Origin of the sequence: Halosimplex amylolyticum (assembly GCF_051414035.1) — an archaeon.
Classification (GTDB): Archaea; Halobacteriota; Halobacteria; order Halobacteriales; family Haloarculaceae; genus Halosimplex; species Halosimplex amylolyticum.
This window is the reverse complement of record NZ_JBLKNW010000001.1, coordinates 1,492,679-1,517,192: the sequence shown is the minus strand read 5'-3', so window position 1 is coordinate 1,517,192 and position 24,514 is coordinate 1,492,679. Positions and strand designations below refer to the sequence as shown.

26 protein-coding genes are annotated in these 24,514 nt (G+C 68.9%); 11 read left to right on the top strand and 15 right to left on the bottom strand.

Annotated features, from left to right (window positions below; translation table 11 throughout):
- The first annotated feature begins 22 nt into the window (after positions 1-22).
- Positions 23-334 carry a CGCGG family putative rSAM-modified RiPP protein gene (locus ACMGFE_RS07220; RefSeq protein ID WP_436924400.1) on the top strand — a complete coding sequence of 104 codons (312 nt, stop codon included), beginning with the start codon at positions 23-25 and terminating at the stop codon, positions 332-334.
- A 61-nt stretch (positions 335-395) separates the two neighbouring features.
- Here the strand turns inward: ACMGFE_RS07220 and ACMGFE_RS07215 are convergent, their stop codons facing one another.
- The gene (locus ACMGFE_RS07215; RefSeq protein ID WP_436924399.1) at positions 396-626 is read right to left on the bottom strand and encodes a glycine zipper 2TM domain-containing protein; all 231 of its coding nucleotides are present in this window, start codon (positions 624-626) and stop codon (positions 396-398) included.
- A 150-nt stretch (positions 627-776) separates the two neighbouring features.
- Here ACMGFE_RS07215 and ACMGFE_RS07210 point away from each other — a divergent pair, with 150 nt between their 5' ends.
- From ACMGFE_RS07210 to ACMGFE_RS07200, 3 genes are all read left to right on the top strand, one after another.
- The gene (locus ACMGFE_RS07210; RefSeq protein WP_436924398.1) at positions 777-959 is read left to right on the top strand and encodes a hypothetical protein; all 183 of its coding nucleotides are present in this window, start codon (positions 777-779) and stop codon (positions 957-959) included.
- A 351-nt stretch (positions 960-1,310) separates the two neighbouring features.
- Positions 1,311-1,637 carry an Asp23/Gls24 family envelope stress response protein gene (locus ACMGFE_RS07205; RefSeq protein WP_436924397.1) on the top strand — a complete coding sequence of 109 codons (327 nt, stop codon included), beginning with the start codon at positions 1,311-1,313 and terminating at the stop codon, positions 1,635-1,637.
- 134 nt (positions 1,638-1,771) lie between these two features.
- Complete coding sequence (locus ACMGFE_RS07200; RefSeq protein ID WP_436924396.1) at positions 1,772-1,918, top strand: hypothetical protein; 147 nt, start codon at positions 1,772-1,774, stop codon at positions 1,916-1,918.
- A gap of 21 nt (positions 1,919-1,939) precedes the next feature.
- Here the strand turns inward: ACMGFE_RS07200 and ACMGFE_RS07195 are convergent, their stop codons facing one another.
- Positions 1,940-3,691, bottom strand: a complete 1,752-nt coding sequence (locus tag ACMGFE_RS07195; RefSeq protein WP_436924395.1) for a MutS-related protein — start codon at positions 3,689-3,691, stop codon at positions 1,940-1,942.
- A 124-nt stretch (positions 3,692-3,815) separates the two neighbouring features.
- On the opposite strand from ACMGFE_RS07195, the gene ACMGFE_RS07190 reads away from it, so the two are divergent.
- Positions 3,816-4,544 (top strand): hypothetical protein, encoded by a 729-nt coding sequence (locus ACMGFE_RS07190; protein WP_436924394.1) that lies wholly within the window; start codon positions 3,816-3,818, stop codon positions 4,542-4,544.
- Positions 4,545-4,581: 37 nt separating this feature from the next.
- Here ACMGFE_RS07190 and ACMGFE_RS07185 read toward each other — a convergent pair whose 3' ends face one another.
- Positions 4,582-5,490: a PLP-dependent cysteine synthase family protein gene (locus ACMGFE_RS07185; protein WP_436924393.1), complete on the bottom strand. Its 909-nt coding sequence runs from the start codon at positions 5,488-5,490 to the stop codon at positions 4,582-4,584.
- 234 nt (positions 5,491-5,724) lie between these two features.
- Positions 5,725-6,396 carry a hypothetical protein gene (locus ACMGFE_RS07180; protein WP_436924392.1) on the bottom strand — a complete coding sequence of 224 codons (672 nt, stop codon included), beginning with the start codon at positions 6,394-6,396 and terminating at the stop codon, positions 5,725-5,727.
- 134 nt (positions 6,397-6,530) lie between these two features.
- On the opposite strand from ACMGFE_RS07180, the gene ACMGFE_RS07175 reads away from it, so the two are divergent.
- Positions 6,531-6,971, top strand: a complete 441-nt coding sequence (locus ACMGFE_RS07175; RefSeq protein WP_436924391.1) for a DUF488 domain-containing protein — start codon at positions 6,531-6,533, stop codon at positions 6,969-6,971.
- A 52-nt stretch (positions 6,972-7,023) separates the two neighbouring features.
- A complete protein-coding gene (locus ACMGFE_RS07170; protein WP_436924390.1) occupies positions 7,024-7,413 on the top strand; it encodes a TlpA family protein disulfide reductase in 390 nt (129 codons plus the stop codon).
- A gap of 43 nt (positions 7,414-7,456) precedes the next feature.
- Here the strand turns inward: ACMGFE_RS07170 and ACMGFE_RS07165 are convergent, their stop codons facing one another.
- Complete coding sequence (locus tag ACMGFE_RS07165) at positions 7,457-9,727, bottom strand: thioredoxin domain-containing protein (protein WP_436924388.1); 2,271 nt, start codon at positions 9,725-9,727, stop codon at positions 7,457-7,459.
- Positions 9,728-9,831: 104 nt separating this feature from the next.
- Between ACMGFE_RS07165 and purD the strand changes: the two genes are divergently transcribed.
- Positions 9,832-11,148 (top strand): phosphoribosylamine--glycine ligase, encoded by a 1,317-nt coding sequence (gene purD / locus ACMGFE_RS07160; protein ID WP_436924387.1) that lies wholly within the window; start codon positions 9,832-9,834, stop codon positions 11,146-11,148.
- 8 nt (positions 11,149-11,156) lie between these two features.
- Here the strand turns inward: purD and ACMGFE_RS07155 are convergent, their stop codons facing one another.
- The 4 genes from ACMGFE_RS07155 to ACMGFE_RS07140 form a co-directional block, all read right to left on the bottom strand.
- Positions 11,157-11,570: a VOC family protein gene (locus tag ACMGFE_RS07155; RefSeq protein WP_436924386.1), complete on the bottom strand. Its 414-nt coding sequence runs from the start codon at positions 11,568-11,570 to the stop codon at positions 11,157-11,159.
- 94 nt (positions 11,571-11,664) lie between these two features.
- Positions 11,665-12,177: a plastocyanin/azurin family copper-binding protein gene (locus ACMGFE_RS07150; RefSeq protein ID WP_436924384.1), complete on the bottom strand. Its 513-nt coding sequence runs from the start codon at positions 12,175-12,177 to the stop codon at positions 11,665-11,667.
- 220 nt (positions 12,178-12,397) lie between these two features.
- The gene (locus ACMGFE_RS07145) at positions 12,398-15,004 is read right to left on the bottom strand and encodes a heavy metal translocating P-type ATPase (RefSeq protein WP_436924383.1); all 2,607 of its coding nucleotides are present in this window, start codon (positions 15,002-15,004) and stop codon (positions 12,398-12,400) included.
- Positions 15,005-15,169: 165 nt separating this feature from the next.
- The gene (locus ACMGFE_RS07140) at positions 15,170-15,634 is read right to left on the bottom strand and encodes a GNAT family N-acetyltransferase (RefSeq protein ID WP_436924381.1); all 465 of its coding nucleotides are present in this window, start codon (positions 15,632-15,634) and stop codon (positions 15,170-15,172) included.
- A 538-nt stretch (positions 15,635-16,172) separates the two neighbouring features.
- On the opposite strand from ACMGFE_RS07140, the gene ACMGFE_RS07135 reads away from it, so the two are divergent.
- On the top strand, positions 16,173-17,342 hold the full coding sequence (locus tag ACMGFE_RS07135) for a methyltransferase (RefSeq protein ID WP_436924380.1): 1,170 nt from the start codon (positions 16,173-16,175) through the stop codon (positions 17,340-17,342).
- Between the two features lie 27 nt (positions 17,343-17,369).
- Here the strand turns inward: ACMGFE_RS07135 and ACMGFE_RS07130 are convergent, their stop codons facing one another.
- The 5 genes from ACMGFE_RS07130 to ACMGFE_RS07110 all read right to left on the bottom strand — a co-directional run bounded on the left by ACMGFE_RS07130 (position 17,370) and on the right by ACMGFE_RS07110 (position 21,990).
- Positions 17,370-17,966 (bottom strand): winged helix-turn-helix transcriptional regulator, encoded by a 597-nt coding sequence (locus ACMGFE_RS07130; protein WP_436924379.1) that lies wholly within the window; start codon positions 17,964-17,966, stop codon positions 17,370-17,372.
- Between the two features lie 128 nt (positions 17,967-18,094).
- Complete coding sequence (locus ACMGFE_RS07125; RefSeq protein ID WP_436924377.1) at positions 18,095-19,363, bottom strand: ZIP family metal transporter; 1,269 nt, start codon at positions 19,361-19,363, stop codon at positions 18,095-18,097.
- Positions 19,360-20,649: a multicopper oxidase domain-containing protein gene (locus ACMGFE_RS07120; RefSeq protein ID WP_436924375.1), complete on the bottom strand. Its 1,290-nt coding sequence runs from the start codon at positions 20,647-20,649 to the stop codon at positions 19,360-19,362. Before ACMGFE_RS07120 ends, ACMGFE_RS07125 begins: the two co-directional genes overlap by 4 nt.
- The gene (locus ACMGFE_RS07115) at positions 20,646-21,338 is read right to left on the bottom strand and encodes a metal-dependent transcriptional regulator (protein WP_436924374.1); all 693 of its coding nucleotides are present in this window, start codon (positions 21,336-21,338) and stop codon (positions 20,646-20,648) included. Before ACMGFE_RS07115 ends, ACMGFE_RS07120 begins: the two co-directional genes overlap by 4 nt.
- A gap of 85 nt (positions 21,339-21,423) precedes the next feature.
- The gene (locus ACMGFE_RS07110) at positions 21,424-21,990 is read right to left on the bottom strand and encodes a peroxidase-related enzyme (protein WP_436924373.1); all 567 of its coding nucleotides are present in this window, start codon (positions 21,988-21,990) and stop codon (positions 21,424-21,426) included.
- Between the two features lie 145 nt (positions 21,991-22,135).
- Between ACMGFE_RS07110 and ACMGFE_RS07105 the strand changes: the two genes are divergently transcribed.
- Positions 22,136-22,678: a metal-dependent hydrolase gene (locus ACMGFE_RS07105; protein ID WP_436924372.1), complete on the top strand. Its 543-nt coding sequence runs from the start codon at positions 22,136-22,138 to the stop codon at positions 22,676-22,678.
- On the opposite strand, the gene ACMGFE_RS07100 is transcribed toward ACMGFE_RS07105, so the two are convergent.
- On the bottom strand, positions 22,675-22,926 hold the full coding sequence (locus ACMGFE_RS07100; RefSeq protein WP_006884247.1) for an MTH865 family protein: 252 nt from the start codon (positions 22,924-22,926) through the stop codon (positions 22,675-22,677). The genes ACMGFE_RS07105 and ACMGFE_RS07100 overlap by 4 nt on opposite strands.
- Positions 22,927-23,054: 128 nt before the next feature.
- Here ACMGFE_RS07100 and ACMGFE_RS07095 point away from each other — a divergent pair, with 128 nt between their 5' ends.
- On the top strand, positions 23,055-24,482 hold the full coding sequence (locus ACMGFE_RS07095) for a PQQ-dependent sugar dehydrogenase (RefSeq protein ID WP_436924371.1): 1,428 nt from the start codon (positions 23,055-23,057) through the stop codon (positions 24,480-24,482).
- Positions 24,483-24,514: the final 32 nt, after the last annotated feature.

Below are 24,514 nucleotides of genomic sequence, written 5' to 3'. Positions count from 1 at the left end.
CGAGGCGTGGGTACGAGTAGATATGTCCGTCAGCCACGACGACGTCGAGCCCGTGACCGACCACGTCCACGAGAACTCCTGGTCGGCTAACCTGGAGAAACCGCACCACGCCGATGACCGCGAACTGGTCGTCTCGCAGGCGGTCGACGCCGTCGAGCACACCGCACCGGGCAACCACGTCAATCTGGTCACCCACGGCGACCACGGCCACCCGGAGAGTTATCTCTACGAAGAACTGTCGGAGGCCTTCGGCGACGCAGTACGCTACGAGTACGTCGAACAGTGCGGCTGCGGCGGCCACGTCACTCGACTCCACGTCGAAAACGAGCTCTGAGAGCGGGACGGCACGGGGGCCGGAGTCGTCGCCGCGTCGGCCGCGGCGGTCGGCCCGGTCGTCACTCCGCGTCGGCGAGTTCCTTCCGCTCAGCCCGTTTTTCCTTCACGTCGTCGATGAACGAGTCGACGGTGACGCGTTTCTCGCCGATGGTCGCGCCGACGAGGGCGCCGAGCGCGCCGCCGGTGCTGGCAGTGTTGCGTCCGAAGAGACCGCCGATTCCGGCGCCGACGGCGGCGCCCATGGCTGCGTAGCGAGCACGACTCAGGATGCGCTTCAGGCGTTTCTTCATACGCACTACTTGGAGTATCTGGCCCATAAGTGTGGCCCTCCCGAAAGTTCCGTGCATGACAGGGTCTCGCATACGTGCAAAAAATTTAATATATTCCCGTGTAGACGTATCGAGTACGTTCCACCACTACGGTGCGAGCGGTGATCCCGAATGATCGACCTCATTGCGTCACCGGCGTTCGCCCGGGCCCACGGCCCGTATGGCGGCAGCGCCGGTTGCGCCGACGCCGCCGTCACGGCGGACGTCGGTGCAGTGAATCCCAGCGGGGAGGATCTGGCGATCGGTCGGTCTGCAGGGGGCAACCGCGTGCTCGAACCGACCGTCGCCGCGTGAAACTCCGCGGGCCGTCCGGGCTCCCAGTCCGGTCGACGGCTGTCGGTTCGAGCCGATCTCGGCTCTTCCTGTGACCCCGACGTCGTGGCCACCGGCCCGTCTCGCGTGACGACAGGTCTCGTCCCACCGATGGATCCGCGCTCCGCTGTCGCCCCATCGGCCCACGCACGCCCGATCCGCGCTCCCAAGGCCTCCGGTCGCTGACGCGGCCTCCGTCGCCGCGTCCGGCTCGGACGGGAGCGCGGTCGGCGAACCAGCGCCAGCGCTGCCGGAGAGAGGCATCACTGCGCGCCCCGACGCCCGCACGGCGGTCGCTCAGGCGACGCGCGTTCGAATCGCGCCGGGCGTCGTATGGCAGTCCATGCCACAACCGCGGTGGAATCGACGGCGGAAGTCGACCTGTGGGTCCCCCGAGACACCATGGCGGACCTCGAGAGCGGCGTCCGGACGGTCGTCGCCGACGTCGACGGCGTCGAGACGGCCGAAGTCACCGGCGTGACCGACGTGACGCCCCGCGCGACCGACATCCGCGTGACGGCCACCGTCTGGCTCGTCTTCCCCGACCACGCGCCCGAGGCCGACGCCGTCCGCCAGACGCTGGAAGACGGCTTCGGCATCATGGAGGCGACCGTCCTCGTCGCCGACGCGGCCGACCCAGTCGACGCGAACGAATCGTGAGCGGCACGAACTATCGGCGGCGGCCCCGCGAACGGGCCGCTCCGATCCCCTGCTCTCCGCGGTCACAGCGGTGTGACGCCGGCCCAGCGCCGGAGCGGCGGGTTCGATCCCCGCCGGAGAGTCTGGTGAGAGCTATGCTGTGTATCATCGCGCCGGAGTACGAGTCGGCCGACGACGAGCGAGAACGATCACGATCGGCGGACGATAGCGCCGACAGCGACACGGAAACCGGAGAAGACGCCGCGAGCGATGGCGATTTCCCGACGGTCGGGACGGTCTGATCTCACTGGTTCCGCCCCGGGTCAGGCCGTCCAGCGGGCGTCGGAGAGCGTCCGCTGGACGGCTTCCTCGCCGACGGCCTCGGCGAGCGTCTCGAAGCCCGCCCGCTCGCTGCGGTCGCCCGCGTTGGCGACCAGCCGCGAGACGATGAACTCGGGCGTCGAGCGACCGACCGTCTCGAAGCGGGGCTGGTAGTCGACTTCGAGGTCGAGATCCGGGGTCAACCCTTCGGCGAAGATGCCGTCGACGCGGGCTTCCGGCGGAAGCGGTTCGAGGTCGTCGGCGAGGTGGGTGACGAACACGCCGAGCGCGCCGCGGTCGACGCTCAGTCGGACGAGGCCGTGGAGAAGGTCCGCGGCGGACCCCGGTTCGGTGATGGCCTCGAACTCGTCGACGAGCATCAGCGTCCGACCCTCGTCGGTCAGCGGCGGCACCACCGACCGGAGCGTCGATTCGAGCACGCCGGCGTTGAAACTCGCGTGGCGGCGATGGAAGACGACGGCGTCGACGACGCCCACCTCGGCGCTGTCCGCGGGGACCGGCAGGCCCATCTGGGCGAGCAGTTGCACCTGACAGAGCGTCTCCAGCAGCGTCGTCTTCCCGCCGCTGTTGGCGCCGGTCAGGACCGCGACCACGTGGTCGCTCGGTGGCGCCTCCGCGGCCGGTACGTCGAGCGCGTGGTCGCCGATGCCGTAGGTGACGGGCTGGACCGGGATACCGCCCGCGACGAGCGAGAGGTTGCGCGCGTTCTCGACGGCGACGGTCTCGCGATCCACGAACGTCGGCCGCTGGAGGTCGTACGCGTCGGCGAATCGAGCGATCGAGACGTACAGCGCGACGTCGTCGACGGCCGTCACCGCCGCGTCGATCTCCACCCTCGCCGTCTCGATCGTCCCTTCGAGCCGGTCGGCCACTTCGACCTCGCGCTCGTCCACGGCCGTGCGGAGGTCGCCGGCCAGCGACCGGAGCGTCTCGGCCACGAAGTCGCCGGCGTCGGTCGCTTCCCCGGGCATCGCCTCGCGGACGCGCGTCACGTCGACTTCGGTCTCGCTCGTGACGTGGCGGACGAGCGTCTCGCGGAAGTCGTCCGGGCCGCGAGCGCCCGACTGCACTTCCTCGGCGACGCTCCCGGGCGTGGCCGCCATGTCCTCGACGTCGGCGAGCGCGCCGCGGAGGGAGTCGAGTCGGTCGTCGGCGCCCTCGCCGATGCTGTCGCCGCCGCTCCGGAGTCCCGCGAGCGCGGCCGCCGCGTCGGCGAGCGCCTCGTCGTCAAGGTCCGCGATCGGTTCGAAGACGCCCGCGGAGACGCCGGCCTCCGAGAGCGCGAGCGCGGTGCGGACGGCCGCGAGTTCGCCGCCGGCGGCGTTGTCCTCGAAGGCCTCCTCGACGGCGGCCCGGGTCTCGTCGTCCAGGGCCGTCCACGAGTCGCGGGCTTCGAGGATGCGGTCGATGCGCTCGGCCATCTCCTCGCGGGCGCCCAGCGGTGTGAGGATGCGGATCCGGCTGGCCGCGTCCTCCGTGAGGGCGTACTCTCCGGCGAGGTCGAGGATCTCCTTGTACACCTCGCGGGTGTCTCGCGTCGCGAGCACGTCCATCGCTTCGCCGCCCTGGGCCCGCCGGAGGATGCGCGTCGCCCGACCCTGCGAGAGGCCCGCGTCGACCAGCGCCCGGGAGTCCGCCGACTCGATGGCGGCCAGCGCTCGCTCGACGCCCAGTTCCTCGGCGAGCAGGTCCCGGGTCTTCGGCCCGATTCCCCAGTAGTCCTCCAGTCGCATGCCAGTGGCGTGGGCGTGCGCCGGTATAGTCGTTTCTCGTCGTCGCGCCCCTCGCCCCCGCGTTCGACGCCGATCGGTCGGTCGTAGGCCGGGATTCTTGTCGGCCGGGCGCAAAGGAGGCGGCATGGCCGACCCGCCGGACGAACGCGACGAGAATGGTGGTGCTGGTGGCAGTGACGACACAGGCAGTGGTGCCGACGGCGCGGACAGTGCCGAACCTGGGGGAGACGGTATCGGCGATCACGACGGACCGATCGACAGCACCGCCACCGGCGACGAGGAGGCCGTCGACCTCTCGGAACTCGACGGGCTGTTCGACGAGGACGAGCGGCCCGAGTTTCTCGTCAGCGAGGGCGGCGAACGGCGGGCGTCCGGCCGCGTCATGGTCGTCGCCGGCCTCGCCGTCGCCGTCCCGCTCGCGCCGCTGGGGCTGTTCCTCGTGAGTACGGTCCGCCCGCTGTCGGTCTGGACCGCCCCGCTGGTGTTCCTCGGGAGTTGGCTCGCACCCGCCGCCTATCTCGCCCGGGCCCGCGTCCCGGCGGAGGCGTTCGCGCGGAGCCTCTACCTCATCGCCGCCGGGACCGCCCTCATCCCCCTCGGCCTGCGGATCGGCGACGAGGGCGTGGCGAGCGGCGATCTCCAGGTCGCGGTCGGCACGGTGACCGCCGTCGCGCTCGTCGTCGCCGGCCTCGCGGCGGTGCTCGGACGATACATGCACGGCCAGGCCAGCGACCGAGTCAGCGGCGACCTCCGGGCGTTCGAAGCCGCCCGGGTAGACCGCGGAGAGACGGCTGGTGAGGGGCCCGGGGAGCGAACTGAAGACGAATCGAACGCGGGCGGCGTCGAGAAGTAGCGGGACGTCCGGTCGGCACCCTCGAGTCGACCCGGTCTCAGTCGAACATCCCGGTCGACATGTAGCGCTCGCCGCTGTCCCAGTAGACGGTGACGACGAGCGGGTCCTCCACAGAATCGTCGGCCGCGAGGCGCTCGGCGACGCGCTTGGCGACCAGGTTCGTCCCGCCGGAGGACTGCCCGACGAGGATCCCCTCCTCGCGGGCGAGGCGGCGGCACTCCGCTTCGGCCGCGTCGAGTTCCACCGTCTCGACGTCGTCTAGCAGGTCGCGGTCGAGGTTGTCGCTCACGAACCCGGGTCCCATGCCCTGGAAGTCGTCGTCGCCGGCCACGCCGGTGGAGAGGACGGCGTTGGTCGCCGGTTCGACCGCGACGATCTCCACGTCGGGGAATGTCTCCCGGAGGCGGCGGCCGATTCCGGTGAGCGTCCCGCCTGTGCCGACGCCAGCGACGAAGGCGTCGACCTCCCGGTCGCCGATCTCCTCCAGGATCTCGGGGCCCGTCGAGCGGTAGTGGGCCTCGGGGTTCGCCGGGTTCTCGAACTGGCGGAGCTGGACGTAGCCCTCCTCGGCCTCCAGTTCGTCGGCGCGGTCTTTCGCGGCGGAGATGTCGCCGTCGACGAGTTCGATGTCGGCGCCGTAGGCGCGCATGATCTGGCGGCGCTCGGGCGACTTCGAGGAGGGCATGACGAGCGTCACGTCGTAGCCCTTCGCCGCGCCGACCACGGCGAGGCCGATGCCGGTGTTGCCGCTCGTGGGTTCGACGATGGCGTCGCCCTCGGTGAGCACCCCGTCGCGCTCGGCGGCCTCGACCATCTCCTTCGCCGGCCGGTCCTTGGCGGACCCGCCCGGGTTGTACGACTCTACTTTCGCCGCGATGGTGGCGCCGTCGGGGGCGTCGACCTCCACCAGCGGCGACCCGATCGTTTCGAGGATGCTCGAGTACACTACGGCGAAGTACGACACAGCCCCTTAAATGGGCCGCGGCAGCGGCAGGCAGTGCTGCCGTCCGTGACGGTCAGGGGCGACGTAGGGCCGTTCGCCCCACGAATCGGCTGCCGTGGCCGGGTTTCTATTGCAGGCCGAATCGGCTTGTGAATCGCAATTCAATGACCGACCGAGCCGTTCGACGAGCCACGTTCGTCGTTCGGTGAGTCGCGGACGCTCTCCAGATTACCCATGTCATACAACGACCCCAACAACCGACGACAGCAGAGCCAGCACAACCAGCAGCAGGGCCGTTCGATCGGTGGCCAGCACTCCGCGCAGTCCCAGCAGCGCGACCAGCAGGGTCAGTTCACCGGCCAGCAGGGCCAGCAGGGCGGTCAGCAGAATTACCAGCAGCAAGGTCAGCAGCGGCATCAGCAGGGTAGCCAGCAGTTCGGCGGTCAGCAGCTCGGCGGTCAACAGGGCCGTTCGATGGGCGGCCAGCACTCCGCCCAGTCCCAGCAGCGCGACCAGCAGGGCCAGTTCACCGGCCATCAGGGCCAGCAGGGACAGCAACGACACCAGCAGGGCGGCCAGCAGTTCGGTAGTCAGCAGCACCAGCAGGGTGCCCAGCAGTTCGGCGGCCAGCAGCACCAGCAGGGTTCCCAGCAGCTCGGCGGCCAGCAGGGTCGTTCGATGGCCGGACAGCACGCCGCCCAGTCCCAGCAGCGCGACCAGCAGGGCCAGATCCCGGGACAGCAGGGCCAACAGGGCGACCAGCGACAGCAGCAGGACCGCTCCGGCCAGCGTACCCAGAGTAGCAGCCAGAGTAGCAGCGGTGGCAGCACGCAGGGCCTGACGCAGGAAGCCCGATCGCGCGGCGGCAAGACCTCCGCCCAGGAGCAGGAACGAAACGAGCAGGGCCACTTCACCGGCAAGGACTGATCGGGTCCCGACGCCCTCGGCGTACCGCTGGAACCCCGACCGAACCCCTCTGATCGCCCGCAGTGTCCGTTCGCACCGTCGAAACTTTTTCCGCCGTCTCGACCGGAGACCTGCACGTGACGGGGACCGTTACGGACACCTACGCGGCCGCGCTCCAGCACGACATCGCCGACCTGCCCGACGACGCGCGGCTCGTCGGCGTCGTCCGCCGACCGACCGGCTGGTTCAGCGCGCTCGTCGACGAGAACGTGCCGGCGCTCGGCCCTCCGGAGTCGCTCCTCTCGGAGACCAAGCAGCGCCAGGAGGACCTCCAGTTGCAGGGCCTGTGCGACGAGGAAGCCCACAACGCCGCGTGGACGGAGACCGACTTCGAGGCGCGCTACCGCGAGCACCTCGCGACCGACGACGCGGCCCGGGACGCGGTCGATTCGCTCGCGGAGGAGGTGAAAGACGGCGGATCGGTCGCGCTCGTCTGCTTCGAGGGCGAGTCCAAACGCTGTCACCGGCGGATCCTCGACGACGTGATCCGCGACCGGGCCGGAATCGGCGACGAGTAGCCGGGATGAACGGAGCGTTGTCGTTAAGCCACCCCACCCGGTAGTGGGGTGTATGTCACTGGAGACCATGGAGCCGAACCCGGTGTGGACCGAGGAGGCCTACGCCGACACGGTGGACGTCCTCGCGGCGCTCAAAGACGAAGTCACCTACAAGGTCTGGGGCGGCGACTGGTGTATCGACTGCCGATCGCAACTGCCGGACTTCGGCGCGGCGCTCGACGCCGCAGGCGTGCCCGACGACCGCATCGAGGAGTACGCCGTCGAGAAGGAAGACGACGGCAGCAAGACCGGGCCGAAGGTCGAGGAGTACGACATCGATCTGATCCCGACGGTCGTCGTCGAACGCGACGGCGAGGAAGTCGCGCGATTCGTCGAGGAGGAACCGGTCCCCATCGCCGTCTACCTCGGCCGCGAACTCGAAGACCTCGCGGCCTCCGTCTGATCGCCAGGGCGGCCCCCGTTCTTCTCGTTTCCTCTCTGCGTCCTCACTCGCCGAACCACTCCAGCGCCTCCGCGACGGAGTGGGTCGGTGGCGAACACGCCCGCGACTGGCAGGCGTAGACCGTCGGTTCGTCGTCGCGAACCTCGCGGTCGGCCCAGATCGGCGGGGCGTCGTCGAGTTCGAGCGCCTCTAGCCACGGGGAAAGTTCGTCGTCCGTCGGGGGCCGCGGCGCGAGCAGGCGACGCGGGACGTACGTCGTCGCCAGTGTCTGGCGCCACTTCTCTGGAACTCTCTCCGCCGCGAGCGTGAGTTCGTGACTCCCGGAGCGGTAGGTGTCTGCAGCGAGCGCGAGCGACGGATGCTGGACCGGATCGGACTCGATCCGGTTGCTGTGGGTCCCGAGCACGCCCGCGGCGACCGACTCGAAGCGGTCGTGGGCGACGAAGTGGTCGAGCGAGAGCAGGAGTTCGGCGGCCACGCCGGCGCTGGAGGGCGTGGACTGGTCGGCGAGCTCCTGCGGTCGCGCCACGAGCGATTCGCCGCTCTCGGGGGTGAAGTACAGCGTCTCCTCCTCGGCGTCCCAGAACTCCTCCTCGATAGTCCGGGCGAGGTCCAGGGCGAACGCGAGGTGGTCGACATCGCCGGTGGCCTGGTAGGTGTCGAACGCACCGCGCGCGAGGAAGGCGTAGTCTTCGAGATACCCATCGATCCGCACGTCTCCACCGGGAGACTCGGTCTCCCGAGCCTCCGAGCGCGGCTCGGAGACGTCTTTGAAGCGCCGGCGGAGTCGGCCCGCGTCCTCGTCCCAGAGGTGCTCCCGAACGAACGCGAGCGCGTCAACCGCGTTTTCGGCCCACGATTCCGAATCCACGATGGCAGCCTCGGCGAACGCGGAGATCATGAGGCCGTTCCAGCCGGCGAGGACCTTCTCGTCGCGGGGCGGTCGCGGTCGTTCCTCGCGTGCCTCGAAGACGGCCGACTTCGCCGCGCGAAGCAGTTCCTCGACTTCGGCCTCGTCACGGTCGTACTCGTCGGCGAGCGCCTCGACCGGTGCGCTCAGGGTCAAGACGGTCTGTCCTTCGAAGTTACCGCTCGGGGTGACGCCGTAGCGATCGCAGAACAGGTCCGCGGCGAGGTCAGTCTCTTCGTCAGAGAGGCCGGCGTCGGCGCCGAATTCGGCGACTGCCTCTTGGACACTTCCGGGGGTCCAGACGTAGAAGGCCCCTTCCTCGCGCTCGCCGCTCTCGTCCTCGCTCTCGCTCGCGGGTCGCTCCGCTCCCCGCTCGCCGTCGCGGTCCGCCGCTTCGCTCCGGACCGCGCTCTCGGCGTCGAGCGTGCTGTAGAACCCACCCTCGGGATGGGTGAGTTCGCGCTCGACGAACGCCAGCGTCTCGCGGGCGGTATCACGGTAGCGCTCGCGGCCGGTGAACTGGAAGCCGGCGAGGAAGACGCGGGCCAATTCCCCGTTATCGTAGAGCATTTTTTCGAAATGGGGGACCACCCACTCTCGGTCGGTCGTGTAGCGGTGGAAGCCGCCGCCGACGTGGTCGTAGAGCCCTCCGTCGCCCATCGCGTCGAGCGTCTCCTCGACGACCTCGCGGTAGGCGTCGCGGCCGCCCTCGTGATGAGCGCGCATCAGCGCGTGGAGACGGCCGGACTGCGGGAACTTCTGGCCGCGCCCCCAGCCGCCGAACTCCCGATCAGCCCCGCGGAGGGCGGCGCTGGCCGTCGATTCGAGCACGTCGTCGCCCGGGATTTCGCCGGGCTGGTCGGGCGTCTCCTCCAGGTCGCTCTCGATGGCGTCGGTCCACTGGCGGGCGCGCGCTTCCATCTCTTCGCGTTCCTCGGGGTCGCTCCACGACTCGCTGATGTCGTCGAGGAGCTGCCGGAAGCCCGGCGCGCCGCGTTTCGGTTCGGGCGGGAAGTACGTGCCCACGTAGAACGGGTCGCCGTCGGGCGTGAGCCAGGCGTTGAGCGGCCAGCCGCCGCGCCCGGTGACCTGCTGGCAGATGCTCATGTAGATGCTGTCGACGTCGGGACGCTCCTCCCGGTCGACCTTGATCGGGACGAAGTGCTCGTTGAGCACCGCGGCGATCTTCTCGTCCTGGAAGCTCTCGTCCTCCATGACGTGACACCAGTGGCAGGCGGCGTAGCCGATGGAGAGGAAGATGGGCTTGTCCTGTTCGGCCGCCGCGTCGAGGGCCTCCTGGTCCCACGGCTGCCAGTTGACGGGGTTGTCCGCGTGCTGCCGGAGGTAGGGACTCTCCTCCTCGTCGAGCCGGTTGCGCGCCGTCGGGTCGGCGTCGTCGGTCATACCGAGGGGTAAGCGGTCACGACAGTAAACCCCGGCGGAGTCGTGAGCGGCCCGATATCGGTCGAAACGCAGGACTTACGGTGGCCGGATGCGGGCCTACGCGTATGACAGAGACAGTCCTGCTGGTCGGCGGCGGCGGCCGCGAGCACGCCGTCGCTCGTGCGCTCGACGAGTCCGACGCGGACCTGTACGCCTGCGCGGGCAATCGCAACCCCGGCATCGCCCGGATCGCCGAGGGCTTCGAATCGCTCGACACCACGAACCCCACCGCAGTCACTTCCTACGCCCGCGAGGTCGATGCCACGCTCGCGGTCGTCGGTCCCGAAGCCCCGCTCGCCGCCGGCGTCGCCGACGCGCTCGACGACGCGGACGTCTACGCGTTCGGCCCGCGGGAGGCCGAAGCCCGCATCGAGACGGACAAGGCGTTCCAGCGCCGGTTCATGCGCGAGCACGACATCCCCGGCTGTCCCGACTTCGAGACGTTCGAGGACATGGACGCCGCCGCCGAGTACATCGACGAGTACGACGGCGACCTGGCCGTCAAGCCGGCCGGGCTCACCGGCGGCAAGGGCGTCCGCGTCACCGGCGACCAGATCACCAAGGAGGAAGCCAAGGAGTACGTCCGCGAGTCCGACTACGAGCGGATCGTCCTCGAGGAGCGCCTCGTCGGCGAGGAGTTCACCGTTCAGGCGCTCGTCGCCAACGGCGAGGTGCGCGTCACCCCCGCCGTTCAGGACCACAAGCGCGCCTACGAGGGCGACGAGGGGCCCAACACCGGCGGGATGGGCAGCTACTCCGACGCGACGCTCGAACTCCCGTTCATGGACGAGGACGACTACATGGACGCCGTCGACGTCCTCGAAGCGACCGTCGACGCCCTGGAGGGCTACAAGGGCGTCCTCTACGGCCAGTTCATGCTCACCAGCGAGGGAATCAAGGTCGTCGAGTTCAACGCCCGCTTCGGTGACCCCGAGGCGATGAACACGCTGCCGGTGCTCAACACGGACTTCCTCGACGTGCTGACGGCCGCCCGCGACGGCGAGTCGCTGCCCCAGCTCTCCTTCGCCCCGAAGGCCACCGTCTGCAAGTACGCCGTCCCCGACGGCTACCCGACAGACCCCGAGGCCGGTGCGAAGGTGACGATCGACGAGGACAGCGCCGCAGCGGCCGCGGACGGGTCCGACGGCGAGGCGCTGCTCTTCTACGCCAGCGTCGACGAGCGCGAGGACGGCATCTACACGACCACCTCGCGGTCGTTCGCGGTCGTCGGCGTCGCCGACTCGATAACCGAGGCCGAAGAGATCGCCGAGGACGCGCTCGCCGTCGCGGGCGAGGAGGGACTGCGCATCCGCCACGACATCGGTAAACCCGACCTCGTCCAGCAGCGCATCGACCACGTGACCGAACTCCGCGGCGAATAACTCGTCCGCTACTCGGGAGCGACCACTTCGATTTTGATCCCGTCGGGCCCCTCACAGTAGAGCGCGTAGTATCCACCTGCGTACGGGTGCTGGTCCTCGTACAGTACACTCACGCCTTCTCGCTTTCGGACGCCTGCCGTTATTTCGTCGACCTGATCGCGCGAGGCGGCGTGAAAGGCGAGGTGGTTCAGACCGGGCGCTCGACGGTCGAACGGAGGATCCGACGTGTTCGCCTGAACGAGCACGACGTACGTCGGTCCGTTCTCCCAGGACCTGCCACCGTCCCACTCGTCTTTGGCTTCGTACCCGAGCTGTCGGAGGAGCCAGTCCCAGAACTCGGCGGCCGCCGACAGGTCGCTCGCGGACAGTTCGACGTGATGGATCTGGCCCGTTCGTTTTGCATCGGCGGTATCGGTGGTCACGGGACGACCGGAGCAGTGCCGCGAAGGTAAACCTCTGGGCCTGGGAAGTCAAAAGGATGGTCCGGCTCCGTTCGAACAGCAGCAGGATACGGCGTTACTCGACCGAGATGCCGCCTTTCATGCCGGTGGCCTCGTGTGGACCGCAGTAGTAGGCGTAGATACCGGTCGTCTCCAGCGTCACGGAGTAGGTCTCGCCCTCTTCGATCGTGTCCATCTCGCCGCCCTCGGTGCCGTCCAGTCCGCCGCCGTCGGGCTGGCTCTCGGGCTTGACGTTGTGCGTCGGGCTCTCGAACTCGAAGTTGACCGTCGTGCCGGAGTCGACTCGCAGGAACGTCGGTGAGAAGGCCAGACTCCCGTCGGGACCGACTGCGATGGTCGCCTCGCTCTGGCCCCGGGCGTCCTCGCTCCCCTCGTCGACCGCGTCGTCGAGATACGAGGGCCACGACGGTGTTCCGCCGCCGTCTCCGTCGCCGCCGTCGCCGCCGTCTCCGTCGCCGCCATCGCCGCCGTCACCTGCTGTCTCCGTCGAACATCCCGCGAGGACGCCGGTCGTTGCGATCGCTCCGATACCTCCGAGGAACCGTCGCCGCCGAATATCTCTCGTCATCTCGTGTCGGTTGTTGGGAAGGCATACAAAAGAGACTTCGCAATTCCGGCCGAGCGAAACGGGTGTAGACGGGTCGAACGCCGTTATTTCCGTCGTTCAGGGGGCGAATTAGTTCGGTATAGTGTTTATATACGTACGAGATCAACATTTCTGGCAGTTGGCCGTCGATCGAACTCGTTCCTGGATTCCGAACGCGGGAACGGGACCGTCCGAGAGGGTCTCAGCGAAGGAACCCGAGCAGGCGGTAGTCCTCGTCGGGCGTGTACCGGCGGAAGAGGAGGCTGTTCGCGAGGACCGAGACGCTGGAGACGGCCATCGCCACGGCCGCGAGCACCGGCTGGAGCAGCCCCAGCGAGGCCAGCGGTATCATCGCCGTGTTGTAGCCCAGCGCCCAGAAGAGGTTCTGTTTGATCTTCGAGAGCGTCCCCTCCGAGACGCGGATGGCCTTGAGGACGTCCTGCGGGTCGTCGCGCATCAGCGTCACGTCGGAGGCCTCGATGGCCACGTCCGTCCCGCTGCCGATGGCGCAGCCGACGAACGCGGTCGCGAGCGCCGGCGCGTCGTTGACGCCGTCGCCGACCATCATCGCGCGCCGGCCGTCGGCCTGGATGTCCTCGACGGCCTCGGCCTTGTCCTCGGGCAGGACGCTCGCCATGACGTTCTCGGGGTCGATCCCCACCTCCTCGGCGACGGCCGTCGCCGTCCGTTCGTTGTCGCCGGTGATCATCCACACGTCGACGCCGCGTTCGCGCAACGCCGCGACGGCGTCGCGCGCCGACGGTTTTACCGTGTCCGCGTCGGCGACGACGCCGAGGAGGCGGTACTCGTCACGGCCCTCGTCGGCGAGCGCGACGAGCATCGCCGTCTTGCCCTCGCGTTCGAGCCGGTCCATCGCGTCGGCGGCCGGGTCCACGTCGACGCCCTCGTCGCGCAGGAGCTTCCGGTTGCCGACGAGGACGCGCCCGTGGCTCGTGGTCGCTCTCACGCCGTGACCCGGAACGTTCTCGAAGTCCTCGGCGTCCCCGACGTCGATACCGCGCTCGCGGGCGCCCGCGACGATGGCCTCGGCGAGCGGATGCTCGCTCCCCGACTCGGCGCTCGCGGCGACTTCGAGGACGAACTCCTCGGTTGTCTCGGGTTCTGCGAGGGCCCCGCCGTCTGTCGCAGGCTCCCCGTCGACCGCACCTCCGTCGGTCGCAGGGAGCGCGACCACGTCGGTCAGTTCCATCTCGCCCTTCGTCAGCGTCCCCGTCTTGTCGAAGACCACCGCGTCGACGTCGCGGACGCGCTCCAGGATGTCGCCGCCCTCGAAGAGGACGCCGTTGCGTGCGCCGATCGTCGTCCCGACCATCGTCGCCGCGGGCGTCGCGAGCCCCAGCGCGCAGGGACAGGCGATGAGCACCGCGGAGGCGAAGACGACCACGGCGAACTCGAAGACGCCGACTGCCGTCGGGCCGCCCGCGGCGAGCCCCCACAGCGGGAGCGACGTGACGAAGCCCGCGAGGACGTCGGGGAACGCGTACCAGACGCCGCCCCAGAACAGCGCGTTCACGATGACCGCCGGGACGAAGTACGACGAGATGCGGTCGGCGACGTTCTGGATCTCCGGCTGGCGGCTCTGGGCGTCCTTGACGCGCTGGACGATCTGCTGGATGGCCGTCTCCTCGCCGACTTTCGTCGCCTCGACGACGAGGACCCCGTTCCGGTTGACCGTCGCGCCGATCACCTCGTCCCCGGGACCCTTCGAGACGGGCACCGACTCCCCGGTGACCATCGACTCGTCGACGGCGCTGTCGCCGTCCACGACCTCGGCGTCGGTCGGGATCTTCTCGCCCGGGCGGACCTTCAGCCGGTCGCCGACCTCGACCTCCGAGAGCGGGACCTCCTCCTCGCTCCCGTCCTCCCTGACGAGCGTCGCGGTGTCGGCCTCCATCTCAAGCAGCTGTCGGATCGCCTCCGACGCCTGGCCCTTCGAGCGGGCCTCGAGGTAGTTACCGAGCGTGATGAACACGAGGATGAGCGCGGCGGTGTCGAAGTACAGCCCCTCGCCGGGGAACCCGAGCAGTCGCGCCACGGAGTAGAGATACGCCGTCGAAGAGCCGAGCGCGATCAGCACGTCCATGTTCGCCGTGCCGTTCCTGACGATGGCCTTGTAGGAGTTCTCGTAGAACTCCTTGCCGAGCATGACCTGGACAGGCGTCGCGAGCGCGAACGCGATCCAGCCGAGCGGGATCCCCTCGAAGGTCGCGTCCATCCACGCCGGCGCGAACAGGTGGCCGGCGAGCATCGCAAGGAGCGGGAGCGACAGCGCGGCACCGAACAGCGTCAGGTTCCGCTGACGGCGGATCTCCTCGTTTCGCGCCGCGTCCTGATGTTCCTGGCTCGACTGACCCTCCGACTCGTCGACCGCGCGGACGGGCGAGTAGCCGGCGTCCTCGATGGCGCCGTAGACGTCCTCGATCGACGCCTCGGCGGGGTTGTACGTCACCTTCGCTTCGTCCGTGGCGAAGTTGACGTCGGCGTCGACGACGCCGGGCGTGTCGAGCAGCGACTCCTCGTTCGAGGCGGCGCAGTTCGAGCAGGTCATGTCCGTGATCGCGACCGTGACCGTCTCGCTCGCGGCCTCGTAGCCCGCGTCCTCGATGGCGTCGTAGATCTCGCCGAGCGAGACGGTCTCGGGGTCGTACGTGACGCTCCCCTCGTCCGTCGCGAAGTTCGCGTCGACCTCTGTCACGCCCTCGAGCGATCCCACCGACTCCTCGATGGTCTGCGAGCAGTTCGCGCAGCTCATCCCGTGGAGTTCCAATCTGGCCCTGCGCTCGTTCATCTTGTCTCTATATAGGGGCTACCCGTTCATGCGGTTTGTCCCTTTCAATCGAAGGAAGTAATCGCAGAGAATTTTCGAAACCAATCTCTGAGTGTGTTCCGATAGAACGTTCTAGAGTGGGTGGCCGATTTCGAACCCGCGAGGCGGCGGCGAACGGCGCCGACGTCAGTCGAGCCGCTGGGCGTAGGTCACCTGTTTCTCGGCGAAGCCGTTGTCCTCGTAGAAGCGACGAGCGCCGTCGTTGTGCCACTCGCAGGAGACGGTGACGTACTCGGCCCCGCGCTCGCTGGCGACCCGTTTCACCGCTTCGAGTGCGTCGCCGCCGTGACCCTGGCCCCTGTGATCGGGCGCGACGAACAGGTCCACGATGTCGGCGTACGCGGAGTGAACTCGCGATGGATGCTCGCCCTCACGGAGCAGCAGATAGCCGACTTCGGTTTCGTCGGCGACGAGCAGGAACACCGTCGTGTCCTCGCGGTCGAGCTGGCGTTCGAACCCCGATTCGGCGCTCTCGGGCCCGTCGAGAGCGACCTCGTTCAACTCGTCGTACTGCTCCATCTCCGTCGCCAGCGCGTACCAGTACTCCGCGAGCGTCTCGAGGTCGTCTCGCGTGGCCTCGACGAGTTCCATACCGGTCGCACAGTCGGGTCGCGCTTACGCTTTGTCCCGGACTGAGACTCCGTGTCAGGGCCCCTCGCGGGCCATCGACCGGGCACAAGCTATTTGTGAGACCCGGAAATACGCCTCGATAGGATGGAGAAGGGCCCGAGGTCGGGCCGGGCTCCCCGCGCCGCGTAGCCGTCGACGGCAGCGACGACTCGTTCGGCCGGGTCCGGTTCGATCGGCTCGCCGACTGTGCGCCGTCTGGACGCGCGATCCGGGTCGCTGCCGGACGCGACTGTTCTCCGGGCGGCCGCGCTTTCGGTACCCGTGGTCGCGCTTCGCGGACAGACGTCCGTAGGTTTTCGGCACCGCACGTCCGCGAGGCGCGGCTCTGAGTCGGTCGACGAACGCCAGCCCTGCCGACCATCCGAATGCCACGCCACGCACGCCCACGACCGCACAGCACCGACAACCACCCGACCGCGCGACCGTTGGCCTGGACTGCCCGGACGTCCGCCCCGACCACAGCGCCGCGTTCGCCGTCTTCTCGGCGGGGGATGTGCGGATGACCGCCGTCTCCGAACCCCTCGTACTCGGGTCGCGGACGGACTCCGACCGGGACCGATTCCGGTTTCAGACGGTCGACGGCGTCGCCGACGCCGACGCGTTCTGCCCGGGAGAACTCCTCGCGCTGGAGCACCTCTGGGACCGCGACCTCGGTCGTCTCCGGTCGATCGACGCCCGGTACGGCGTCCTCGGCGTCGTCCTCTCCGAGGTCACGTCGACAGTCGAGATCACCGCGTCGAGCGCTCGCTCGGCGGCGCTCTGCGAGCGGAACGTCGCCGCGAACGGCGTCGACGCGACTGTCAGGCTCGCCACCGGGATCGCGTCCGTGGACGACTCGAACGCCGACCGAACACGCGCCGATAGCCATCCGTTCGAAGCCGCCGATACCTCCGTGCTCGTCCCCAGGGCCTACGACCCGATCGAACTCGGGACGCGGCGCATCCGGACGGCTCTCGACTCGCTCGTCCCCGGCGGCGAACTGTTCGTCGCCGCGAAGCCCGAGACCGGACTCGGCCGCTACGAGTCCGCGCTCGCCGACGCGGCCGGAACCGTCTCGACCGTCGGGTTACGGGACGACTGGGCCCTCCTCGGAGCGACAGCCCCGGAAAACGTCGAGCTACAGCGCGATCCGCCCTTCCGGCGGGTCCGCACGACTGTCGACGACGTCGACCTGTCGTTCGTGACCGCTCCGGGCCTGTTCTCCCCCACCGAACTCGACGCGGGAACCCGACTCCTCGCGGAGACGGCAGCGATCCGAGACGGCGACGCCGTCCTCGACTGCTGCTGCGGCTACGGCCCGCTCGGCGCCTACGCAGACGCAGTCGCCGACTGCGAGGTCTGGTGCAGCGACGACGACGCGCTCGCGACGGCCTGCGCCCGGCGGACGCTCGACGAGAACGGCGTCGACGGTCGAGTCGTGACGGGCGACTGCACCTCCGGCGTCGCCGACGGCACGTTCGACACCGTCCTCTGCAACCCGCCGACGCACGCCGGTGACGGCGTCCTCGCGGACCTGTTCCGGGGAATCGGCGACGTGCTCGCCCCGGACGGACGGTTCTGGTTCGTCCACCACCGCGCGCTCTCCCTCGATCGTCACGCCGCCCCGTTCGATTCAGTCGAGACGGTCGCGACCGGTACGGAACACGTCGTTCGACTCGCGCGTCGCTGAGAAGAATCCCCGGACGACGGTCCCGTCTCAGACGTCGGCGCCCTCGCGCAGGTCCTCGTACATCTCGACGAACGAGGCCTCGCAGGACCCACAGCAGAAGTGGTACGTCTCGCCGTCGAGTTCGCGGATCTCGCCTTCGGTCGTGACGGTGTTGCCGCACTCGTCGCACGTCAGCGCCAGCTCGGCGTCGTCGACCGAGGGGTTCCACGTCCGGTCGGCCAGCAGCGACACCTCGTAGTCGCGGACGTCCTCGGCGACGACCTCCGCGTCGAGGACCGAGAGCACGTCGTCGACGGGGACGGTCCCGGTGAAGACGACGCGTTCCTCGGCAGTGGTGAAGACGTGTTCGACGGCGTCGGCTTCGGCGAGCGAGTCGGCGACGGCGCTCGCCGAGCGCGGGGTGACCGTCAGCGTGACCAGCACGGGCGTCCCCTGCCGGAGCTTCGACCGGTCGATGTCGACGGTGAATCCGCGGATGACCCCGAGGTCTTCGAGTCGGTCGACCCGGTCGGCGACCGCCGGCGGCGACAGGTCCACTACGTCGGCGATGTCGCGCCAGGAGCGACGAGCGTCGTCGAGTAACAGTCCCAGGATCCGCCGGTCCGTGTCGTCGAGGTCGCGCATACCCGTCGAAAGTAGCGTGCCGGAAATACGCTTTTCGTCGGCCGCGCCGGTTGCGGCCCGCTGCAGTCCCGGTGGAAGTGGCGGCAGAGGCCGCGTCTGGCGGTTCGGCCGCGGGCGCGTCCGGCGGCCTACAGTGAGACCAGCAGATCCGTCGCGTACATCACGACCAGGCCGGCGAGGAACCCGAGCAGGTTCGTGGCGGTCGCCAGTCGACCGCTCCTGCGGACCATCGAGGCGAGTTCCCACTCGACCTGGAGGATGGCGCCGACCCCGACGGCGAGGAAGAAGGCGCCCAGCGTCGGCGAGAAGGCGTAGCCGCCGACCCACCCGCCGAGGATGACCGGGGCGCCGGCCAGCGCGCCGATGGCGGCGAAGTGCCACAGCGACGGCCGCTCGCCGCGCGCGACCGGGGCCACCACGGCCGGGCCCTCGGTGACGTTGTGGATCATGAACCCCACGACGAGGAACGCGCCCAGGGAGACGCGTCCGAGCGCGAACGAGCTCCCGATGGCCAGTCCCTCGGCGAGGTTGTGCAGCCCGATGCTCAGCGCGACGAGGTAGGCCAGTCCGAGCGGGGAGAGCCCCTCGGAACGGTCGGACTGCCACTCGCCGACCGCCTGAACGAGCAGCAGGGCGCCGAGGACGCCGACCACGACGAGCAACTGCCCCTCGAACGCGCCGGGGACCTCGGCGGCGACGTCGAGGGCCTCGAAGCCGGCGTCGAACGCGAGGAAGGCGAGCACGCCGGCCGAGAACAGCAGGACCGCGTGCAGCCAGCGGTCCGAGAGGTCCCGCATAAACGGGAACCACAGCATCCCGAGCGCCACCGGGATGACGCCGACGAACAGGCCGACGAGGGCGAGCGTCCAGAGCACGTTGGCGCTCATCCCCGGCGAGGGCTGGGGGGCGACGATCGTGTGGTGGAAGGTCGCCCCGTCGTTCAGCACGAGCGCCGTCCCGACGTCCCACGTCGGCGTCCAGTGGTAGGGGATCACGATGCGGCCGCTCTGCATCGGCGCCAGCGTCTGGGACTCCTCGCCGCCCGCGTACATCGTGAACTCCCAGTAAGCGTCGTTGACGAGCACCTGGCTCACCGTCGCGGGGTTGGGCCCGTTGTTCGTCACGTGCAGGACGATGCGCTCGTCGTTGGGGAGCGACGCGTGCGAGACCGTCACGTCGGGCAGGGCGCTGCCCGACTGGACGCCGTCGAGCGGCGAGAACACCACGAACCCGCCGACGACCGCCGCGAGCAGGATGAGCGGGACGAGCGCGCCGACCCACGGCGGGATCCCGAACGGCAGGCCGACGCCCTCGCCGTCCGCGGTCGCGCCGCCGTCGGTCCGCCGCGACTGCTCGGCCCCGGAGTCGGCTTCGGGGCCGGACGCGTCGGGCGTCACGCTTCCACCTCGAAGAAGCTCATCCAGCCGAGTTCGGCGAACTCGGACTGGTGGGCGTGGAACATGTACAGGCCCGGGTCGTGGTCGGAGTAGTCGAGTTCGACGATGCCGCGCTGGGCCTGGCACTGCATGATCGTGTCGACGGTCTTGTGGGTGGGCATGAGCGTCGTCCCGTGGTCGTAGTAGTCGAAGAACTGCGAGTGGGTGTGCAGGGAGTTGACCAGGTCGAACTCGATGGTGTTGATCAGGTAGATGCGGACCGGTCGGTCTCGCTTCACCTTGATAGGCTTCACAGTCTCGCCGGCTTCCCACTCGCCGTTCTCGGCGTCGGTCGACCCGACGCCGTAACAGAACGCCTGCGTGTTGACGGCGTAGACCTCGTTGTCGCCGTCGAAGTTCGTGTCGAAGCCGTTCATGATCATCACCATCTCGTCGACCTCGTCGGCGCGGTACTCGTGGTTGCGGAGCTTCGCCTCCTCGACGAGCGTCTCGCGGTACTCGTCGGAGATCGGGCCCTGGTAGTTGACGTAGTCCCGGGGGTTCTCGCGGACGCGCTCGGGATCGGGGTCGACGATGAGCGCACCGTAGAGGCCGCGGTGGATGTGCTCTTTCAGCGGCAGCGAGTGACAGTGGTAGAAGTGACAGCCCGCGGGCTGGGCCTTCCACTCGTAGACCGTCGACTCGTTGAGATCGATGACGCCGGGCCCGTTCTGCGGGATCCCGTCCATCGCGGGGTCGACGTTCTTGACGTGCGGGTGGATGGTGTGGGGGTGTTCCTGGCCGTTGGTGAACTTCACGCGGATGACGTCGCCTTCGGTGACCCGGAGCGTCGGGCCGGGGACCTGCCCGTTGTAGGTCCACGCGGGGAACGTGACGCCCGGCGCGATCTCGATCTCCTGCAGGCTGGCTGTCAGCGTGAACTCGCGGACCCGCTGGCCGTCGCGCTCGTAGACGCGCGAGTTCACCCTGTCGTCGTCGCCGTCCGGGTGCCCCGTGTTGAACGTCCGGAGGAACGAGTGCGGGTCGAACGAATCCGCGGCGTACTCGCCGACCGCGCCGAACGCGCCGTGGGGGTTCATCCCGTCGTCGTGGCCCTCCTCGTGGTCGTCTCCGCCTTGCGACGCCGCGGAGGACCCGGACATGCCGATGGCTCCCGCGCCGGCGAGGCCGAGGCCGCCCAGGACCGCGCGGCGGCTGACTGCCGCGTCCTCGGAGACGGCGTCGACGAGTCGGCCGGTCAGGTCCGAGGTCAGCTCCGCGGCCTGACTGCGCTCGTCGCTCATCACGCGACACCGTTCGATTCGGCGAGGTGGTCGGCCGGGCGAGCGACGTAGATGTTGTCGGCGATGTCGTCCGGCAGCGAGACCGTCCCCCCGTCGGTCAACTCGACCGTGACCATCCCGATCGGCGCCACCTCGACCACCGTCAGTTCCGTGTCGGGCGTGACTCCCTCGTCGTCGAGGTACTCGAGCTCTTCTGGGTCGCGGTCGCGGACGCGGTTCACCACGACCGTCTCGCCCTCGCAGCACTCGTCGAGCGTCGTGCCGGACGTCTCGTCGACCGGTTCGAGCGAGTCGGCCGGGATCGGGTCGCCGTGGGGGTCGACCGCGGGGTCGTCCAGCACCTTGGCGACGCGCCGTTCGAACTCCTCGCTGATGTGGTGTTCGAGGCGGTCGGCCTCGTCGTGGACCTCCGCCCAGTCGTAGCCAAGTTCCTCCGTCAGGTACGTCTCCAGCAAGCGGTGGTGTCTGACCACTTCCAGCGCCACGGTCTCCCCCTCCGGCGTGAGTCGGACGCCCTTGTACTTCTCGCGCTCCACGAGTTCGCGCTCGGCCAGCTTCTCCATCATGCTGGTCGCCGTGGGCGGCGTCACCTCGAGCAACTCCGCGATGTGCGACGTGGCCACCGGCCCGTCGCTCTCCCGCTGCAGCTCGTAGATCGCCTTGAGATAGTCCTCCATCTTCGCGCTGAGCATACCGAGTATTAGACTCGTCTAATCCTTAAGTATGTCGAACCGAATAGATTCGGTAGGCTCGTCGTTATTGCGCGCGTCGGCGCCGTTACCGACCGAGATCGTAGAACTCGTCGTTCGGGCGCATGTCCGCGAGGTGTGCCATCCGGTTCGAGAGGTTGAAGAAGGCCGTCACGCTCCCGATATCCCAGATCGCCCGCCGGGAGTAGCCGTGCTCGCGGAGTCGCTCGAAGTCCTCCTCGTCGACCGCGGCCTGGTCCTCGGTGAGTTTCACGGCGAAGTCGAGCATGGCTCGCCGATCCTCCGAGATGTCGGCCGTCCGGTGGTTGCTCATCAGTTGCTCGGCGAGGTGCGGGTCGTCGGCGTATATCCGGCAGAGCGCGCCGTGGGCGACGTTGCAGTAGAGGCAGTCGTTGGCGCCGCTGACGGCGACGACGATCATCTCGATCTCGGCCCGGTCGAGTTCGGTGTTCTCGACGAGTGCGTCGTAGTACTGGAAGAACGCCCGGAACTGCGACGGTCGGTAGGCGTAGGCGAGGAAGACGTTGGGGACGAACCCCGCTTCGTCTTCTTCCTCGGCGATGCGTTCGCGGAGGTCCTCGGGCAGGTCGTCGACGTCCGGTACCGGAAACCGCGTCATCGCTGGCTCGCTCATGCGTGAGAGCGCGAGCGGCACGCCCTTCAGTGCTCGGGCGTGAACGGTCGCCGTTCTGCGGGCGCCCCCGGAGCGGGTACCGAGCGCCGGGCCACACTTCGGCCGTGAACCGTAAGTCTCGCGACCCCCTCCTCACCACACGTCGATGCACAGGATGGGTCACTTCGGCGTCGCCTTGCTCGTCTATGCGCCGGTCGGCGCGGCGCTGCTGGCGCAGGGATTCGACGCGGCGGCGCTCGTCGGCGGTGCCGTAGTGATGGCGCTGTCGACGGTCCCGGACGTCGACCACAGCCTCCCGTTCGTCGAACACCGTGGGAGCACTCACACGGTCGGGTTCGCAATGCTCGTCGGTGTCGTCGTCGGCGCGCTCGGCATCGTTCTGGGCGCCGCCACCGCTGCCGCTGGCAACCCCGGTCCGAGCGAAGGCCTCGGCGTCGCACTGCACACCGCCGACGGCCTCACGGCGGCCGGGAGGCTGGGCGCGTTCGGGTTCCTGCTGGGAGTCCTCGCCGTCGCGTCGCACTTGCTGGGGGACGTCCTGACGCCGAAAGGGATAACGCCGTTCTGGCCCGTTTCGCGGGCCCACTACACGGTGTCCGTCTGCCGCGCGGACAACGTGACGGCGAACTACATGTTACTGACCACTGGAATCGCCGTCGCGACCGCAGTCCTCCTGGCGAGCCGCTAGAGGAGGTCCTGGTCGTCCAGCTGGTCCATCACGTCGTCGACGAACGCGTCGACGTTGTCGTACGGAAAGTTCCCGCTGCCGAGCTTCGTGTTGAGCTCCATGGCGGTCATCGAGAAGTCGCCGGACTCGAACTTCGTGCCCGGGCCGTTCGGGAGCGCCGGGACGAGGTCCATCGGACTGGAGATGGGGTAGTCCGCGCCTTCGAACGCTTCGGTGAACTGCTCTCTGAGGTCTTGCCTGTCAACCATACACGAACCATGTCGGCAGTGCAGTAAAAAAGGTTCGAGATTCACATCTATGAACTCGTTCCTCGTTTCTCGACGGTCCTGTCAGCTGGACCCAAAAGGTTCCTTTCTGTGGGGCGCGAACCGGAAGTATGACCGAGGAAACGCTGTCGCGGCGTCGTGCGCTCGCTCTCGGCGGACTCGCCGTCGCGACATCGCTCGCGGGATGTGCCAGCGACGGCGACGGCGGCGGACAGGCTGGGGAGACGACGGGAGACGACACCGGCACGGCGAGTCCGACCGACGGGGAAACGGACGCGGGGACCGACGGGGCGACCGGCACGGACGCGACCGAGAGCGCGACCGGGACAGCCCCGTTCGAGGACCTGTCGGTGCGCGCCGAACCCGTGGCGACGGGGTTCACCTCGCCCATCGCGGTGGAAGTGCCCCAGTCCGGCCGCCGGTTCGTCGTGGACCAGACCGGCCAGATCCGCCTGCACGACGATGACGAGGGGCTGCGCGACGAACCGTTCCTGGACGTGTCCGACCGGATGGTCGACGTCGGCGGCGGGTACAGCGAGCAGGGGCTCCTCGGCCTCGCCTTCCACCCGGCGTTCGACGAGAACGGCCGACTGTTCGTCCGGTACAGCGCACCGCCCGGAGAGGACACCCCGGACGGCTACTCCCATACGTTCGTCCTCTCGGAGTTCCGCGCCGACCCGGAAGGGACGACCGCCGATCCGGACTCCGAGACGACGATCCTCGAGATCCCGCAACCGCAGGGCAACCACAACGCCGGCGCCGTCGCCTTCGGTCCGGACGAGTACCTCTACGTCGCGACGGGCGACGGCGGCCGGGCGAACGACCAGGGGAACGGCCACGTGGAGGACTGGTACGACGCGGTCGGCGGCGGCAACGGCCAGGACCTGACCGAGAACCTGCTGGGCAGCATGTTGCGGATAGACGTCGATAGCGAGGGCGAGGATCGGCCGTACGCGATCCCCGAGGACAACCCGCTGGTCGGCGAGGACGGACTGGACGAACAGTACGCCTGGGGCTTCAGGAACCCCTGGCGCTTCTCGTTCGGGCCCGAGGGGCGCCTGTTCGTCGCGGACGTCGGCCAGGGGAAGTGGGAGGAGGTCAGCGTCGTCGAGCGCGGGGGGAACTACGGCTGGAACGTCAAAGAGGGCACCCACTGCTTCCAGGCCGACGACTGCCCCGAGGAGAGCCCGCGCGGCCGCGAACTCCGGGATCCCGTGATCGAGTATCCCCACGGCGGTGCCGAGGTCAGCGGGGTCGCAATCGTCGGCGGATACCTGTACGACGGCGACGCGATGCCGGATCTCCGTGGTCGGTACCTCTTCGCGGACTGGCGAGCGCAGGGTCGGCTCTACGTCGCCCGAGAGACCGACGACGGACTGTGGGAGACGACGACGGTCGCCGTCGAGTCCGAGGCGCAGTTCGGCCCGAACGTCCTCTCGTTCGGGCGGACCCCAGAGGGGGAGTTGCTCGTCTGCACGACCGCGGAGTCGGGCGTCACCGGCGACAGCGGTGCGGTCTTCCGACTCCGCGGCGCGTAACTTCCGAAAAAATGGCGGTCGGTGACTCGATT

Coding starts and splice junctions, on each gene's coding strand:
- ACMGFE_RS07220 (WP_436924400.1), top strand. CDS start 23: ATGTCCGTCAGCCACGACGACGTCGAGCCCGTGACCGACCACGTCCAC.
- ACMGFE_RS07215 (WP_436924399.1), bottom strand. CDS start 626: ATGAAGAAACGCCTGAAGCGCATCCTGAGTCGTGCTCGCTACGCAGCC.
- ACMGFE_RS07210 (WP_436924398.1), top strand. CDS start 777: ATGATCGACCTCATTGCGTCACCGGCGTTCGCCCGGGCCCACGGCCCG.
- ACMGFE_RS07205 (WP_436924397.1), top strand. CDS start 1,311: ATGGCAGTCCATGCCACAACCGCGGTGGAATCGACGGCGGAAGTCGAC.
- ACMGFE_RS07200 (WP_436924396.1), top strand. CDS start 1,772: ATGCTGTGTATCATCGCGCCGGAGTACGAGTCGGCCGACGACGAGCGA.
- ACMGFE_RS07195 (WP_436924395.1), bottom strand. CDS start 3,691: ATGCGACTGGAGGACTACTGGGGAATCGGGCCGAAGACCCGGGACCTG.
- ACMGFE_RS07190 (WP_436924394.1), top strand. CDS start 3,816: ATGGCCGACCCGCCGGACGAACGCGACGAGAATGGTGGTGCTGGTGGC.
- ACMGFE_RS07170 (WP_436924390.1), top strand. CDS start 7,024: ATGTCACTGGAGACCATGGAGCCGAACCCGGTGTGGACCGAGGAGGCC.
- ACMGFE_RS07165 (WP_436924388.1), bottom strand. CDS start 9,727: ATGACCGACGACGCCGACCCGACGGCGCGCAACCGGCTCGACGAGGAG.
- purD (WP_436924387.1), top strand. CDS start 9,832: ATGACAGAGACAGTCCTGCTGGTCGGCGGCGGCGGCCGCGAGCACGCC.
- ACMGFE_RS07150 (WP_436924384.1), bottom strand. CDS start 12,177: ATGACGAGAGATATTCGGCGGCGACGGTTCCTCGGAGGTATCGGAGCG.
- ACMGFE_RS07145 (WP_436924383.1), bottom strand. CDS start 15,004: ATGAACGAGCGCAGGGCCAGATTGGAACTCCACGGGATGAGCTGCGCG.
- ACMGFE_RS07140 (WP_436924381.1), bottom strand. CDS start 15,634: ATGGAACTCGTCGAGGCCACGCGAGACGACCTCGAGACGCTCGCGGAG.
- ACMGFE_RS07135 (WP_436924380.1), top strand. CDS start 16,173: ATGACCGCCGTCTCCGAACCCCTCGTACTCGGGTCGCGGACGGACTCC.
- ACMGFE_RS07130 (WP_436924379.1), bottom strand. CDS start 17,966: ATGCGCGACCTCGACGACACGGACCGGCGGATCCTGGGACTGTTACTC.
- ACMGFE_RS07115 (WP_436924374.1), bottom strand. CDS start 21,338: ATGCTCAGCGCGAAGATGGAGGACTATCTCAAGGCGATCTACGAGCTG.
- ACMGFE_RS07110 (WP_436924373.1), bottom strand. CDS start 21,990: ATGAGCGAGCCAGCGATGACGCGGTTTCCGGTACCGGACGTCGACGAC.
- ACMGFE_RS07105 (WP_436924372.1), top strand. CDS start 22,136: ATGCACAGGATGGGTCACTTCGGCGTCGCCTTGCTCGTCTATGCGCCG.
- ACMGFE_RS07100 (WP_006884247.1), bottom strand. CDS start 22,926: ATGGTTGACAGGCAAGACCTCAGAGAGCAGTTCACCGAAGCGTTCGAA.
- ACMGFE_RS07095 (WP_436924371.1), top strand. CDS start 23,055: ATGACCGAGGAAACGCTGTCGCGGCGTCGTGCGCTCGCTCTCGGCGGA.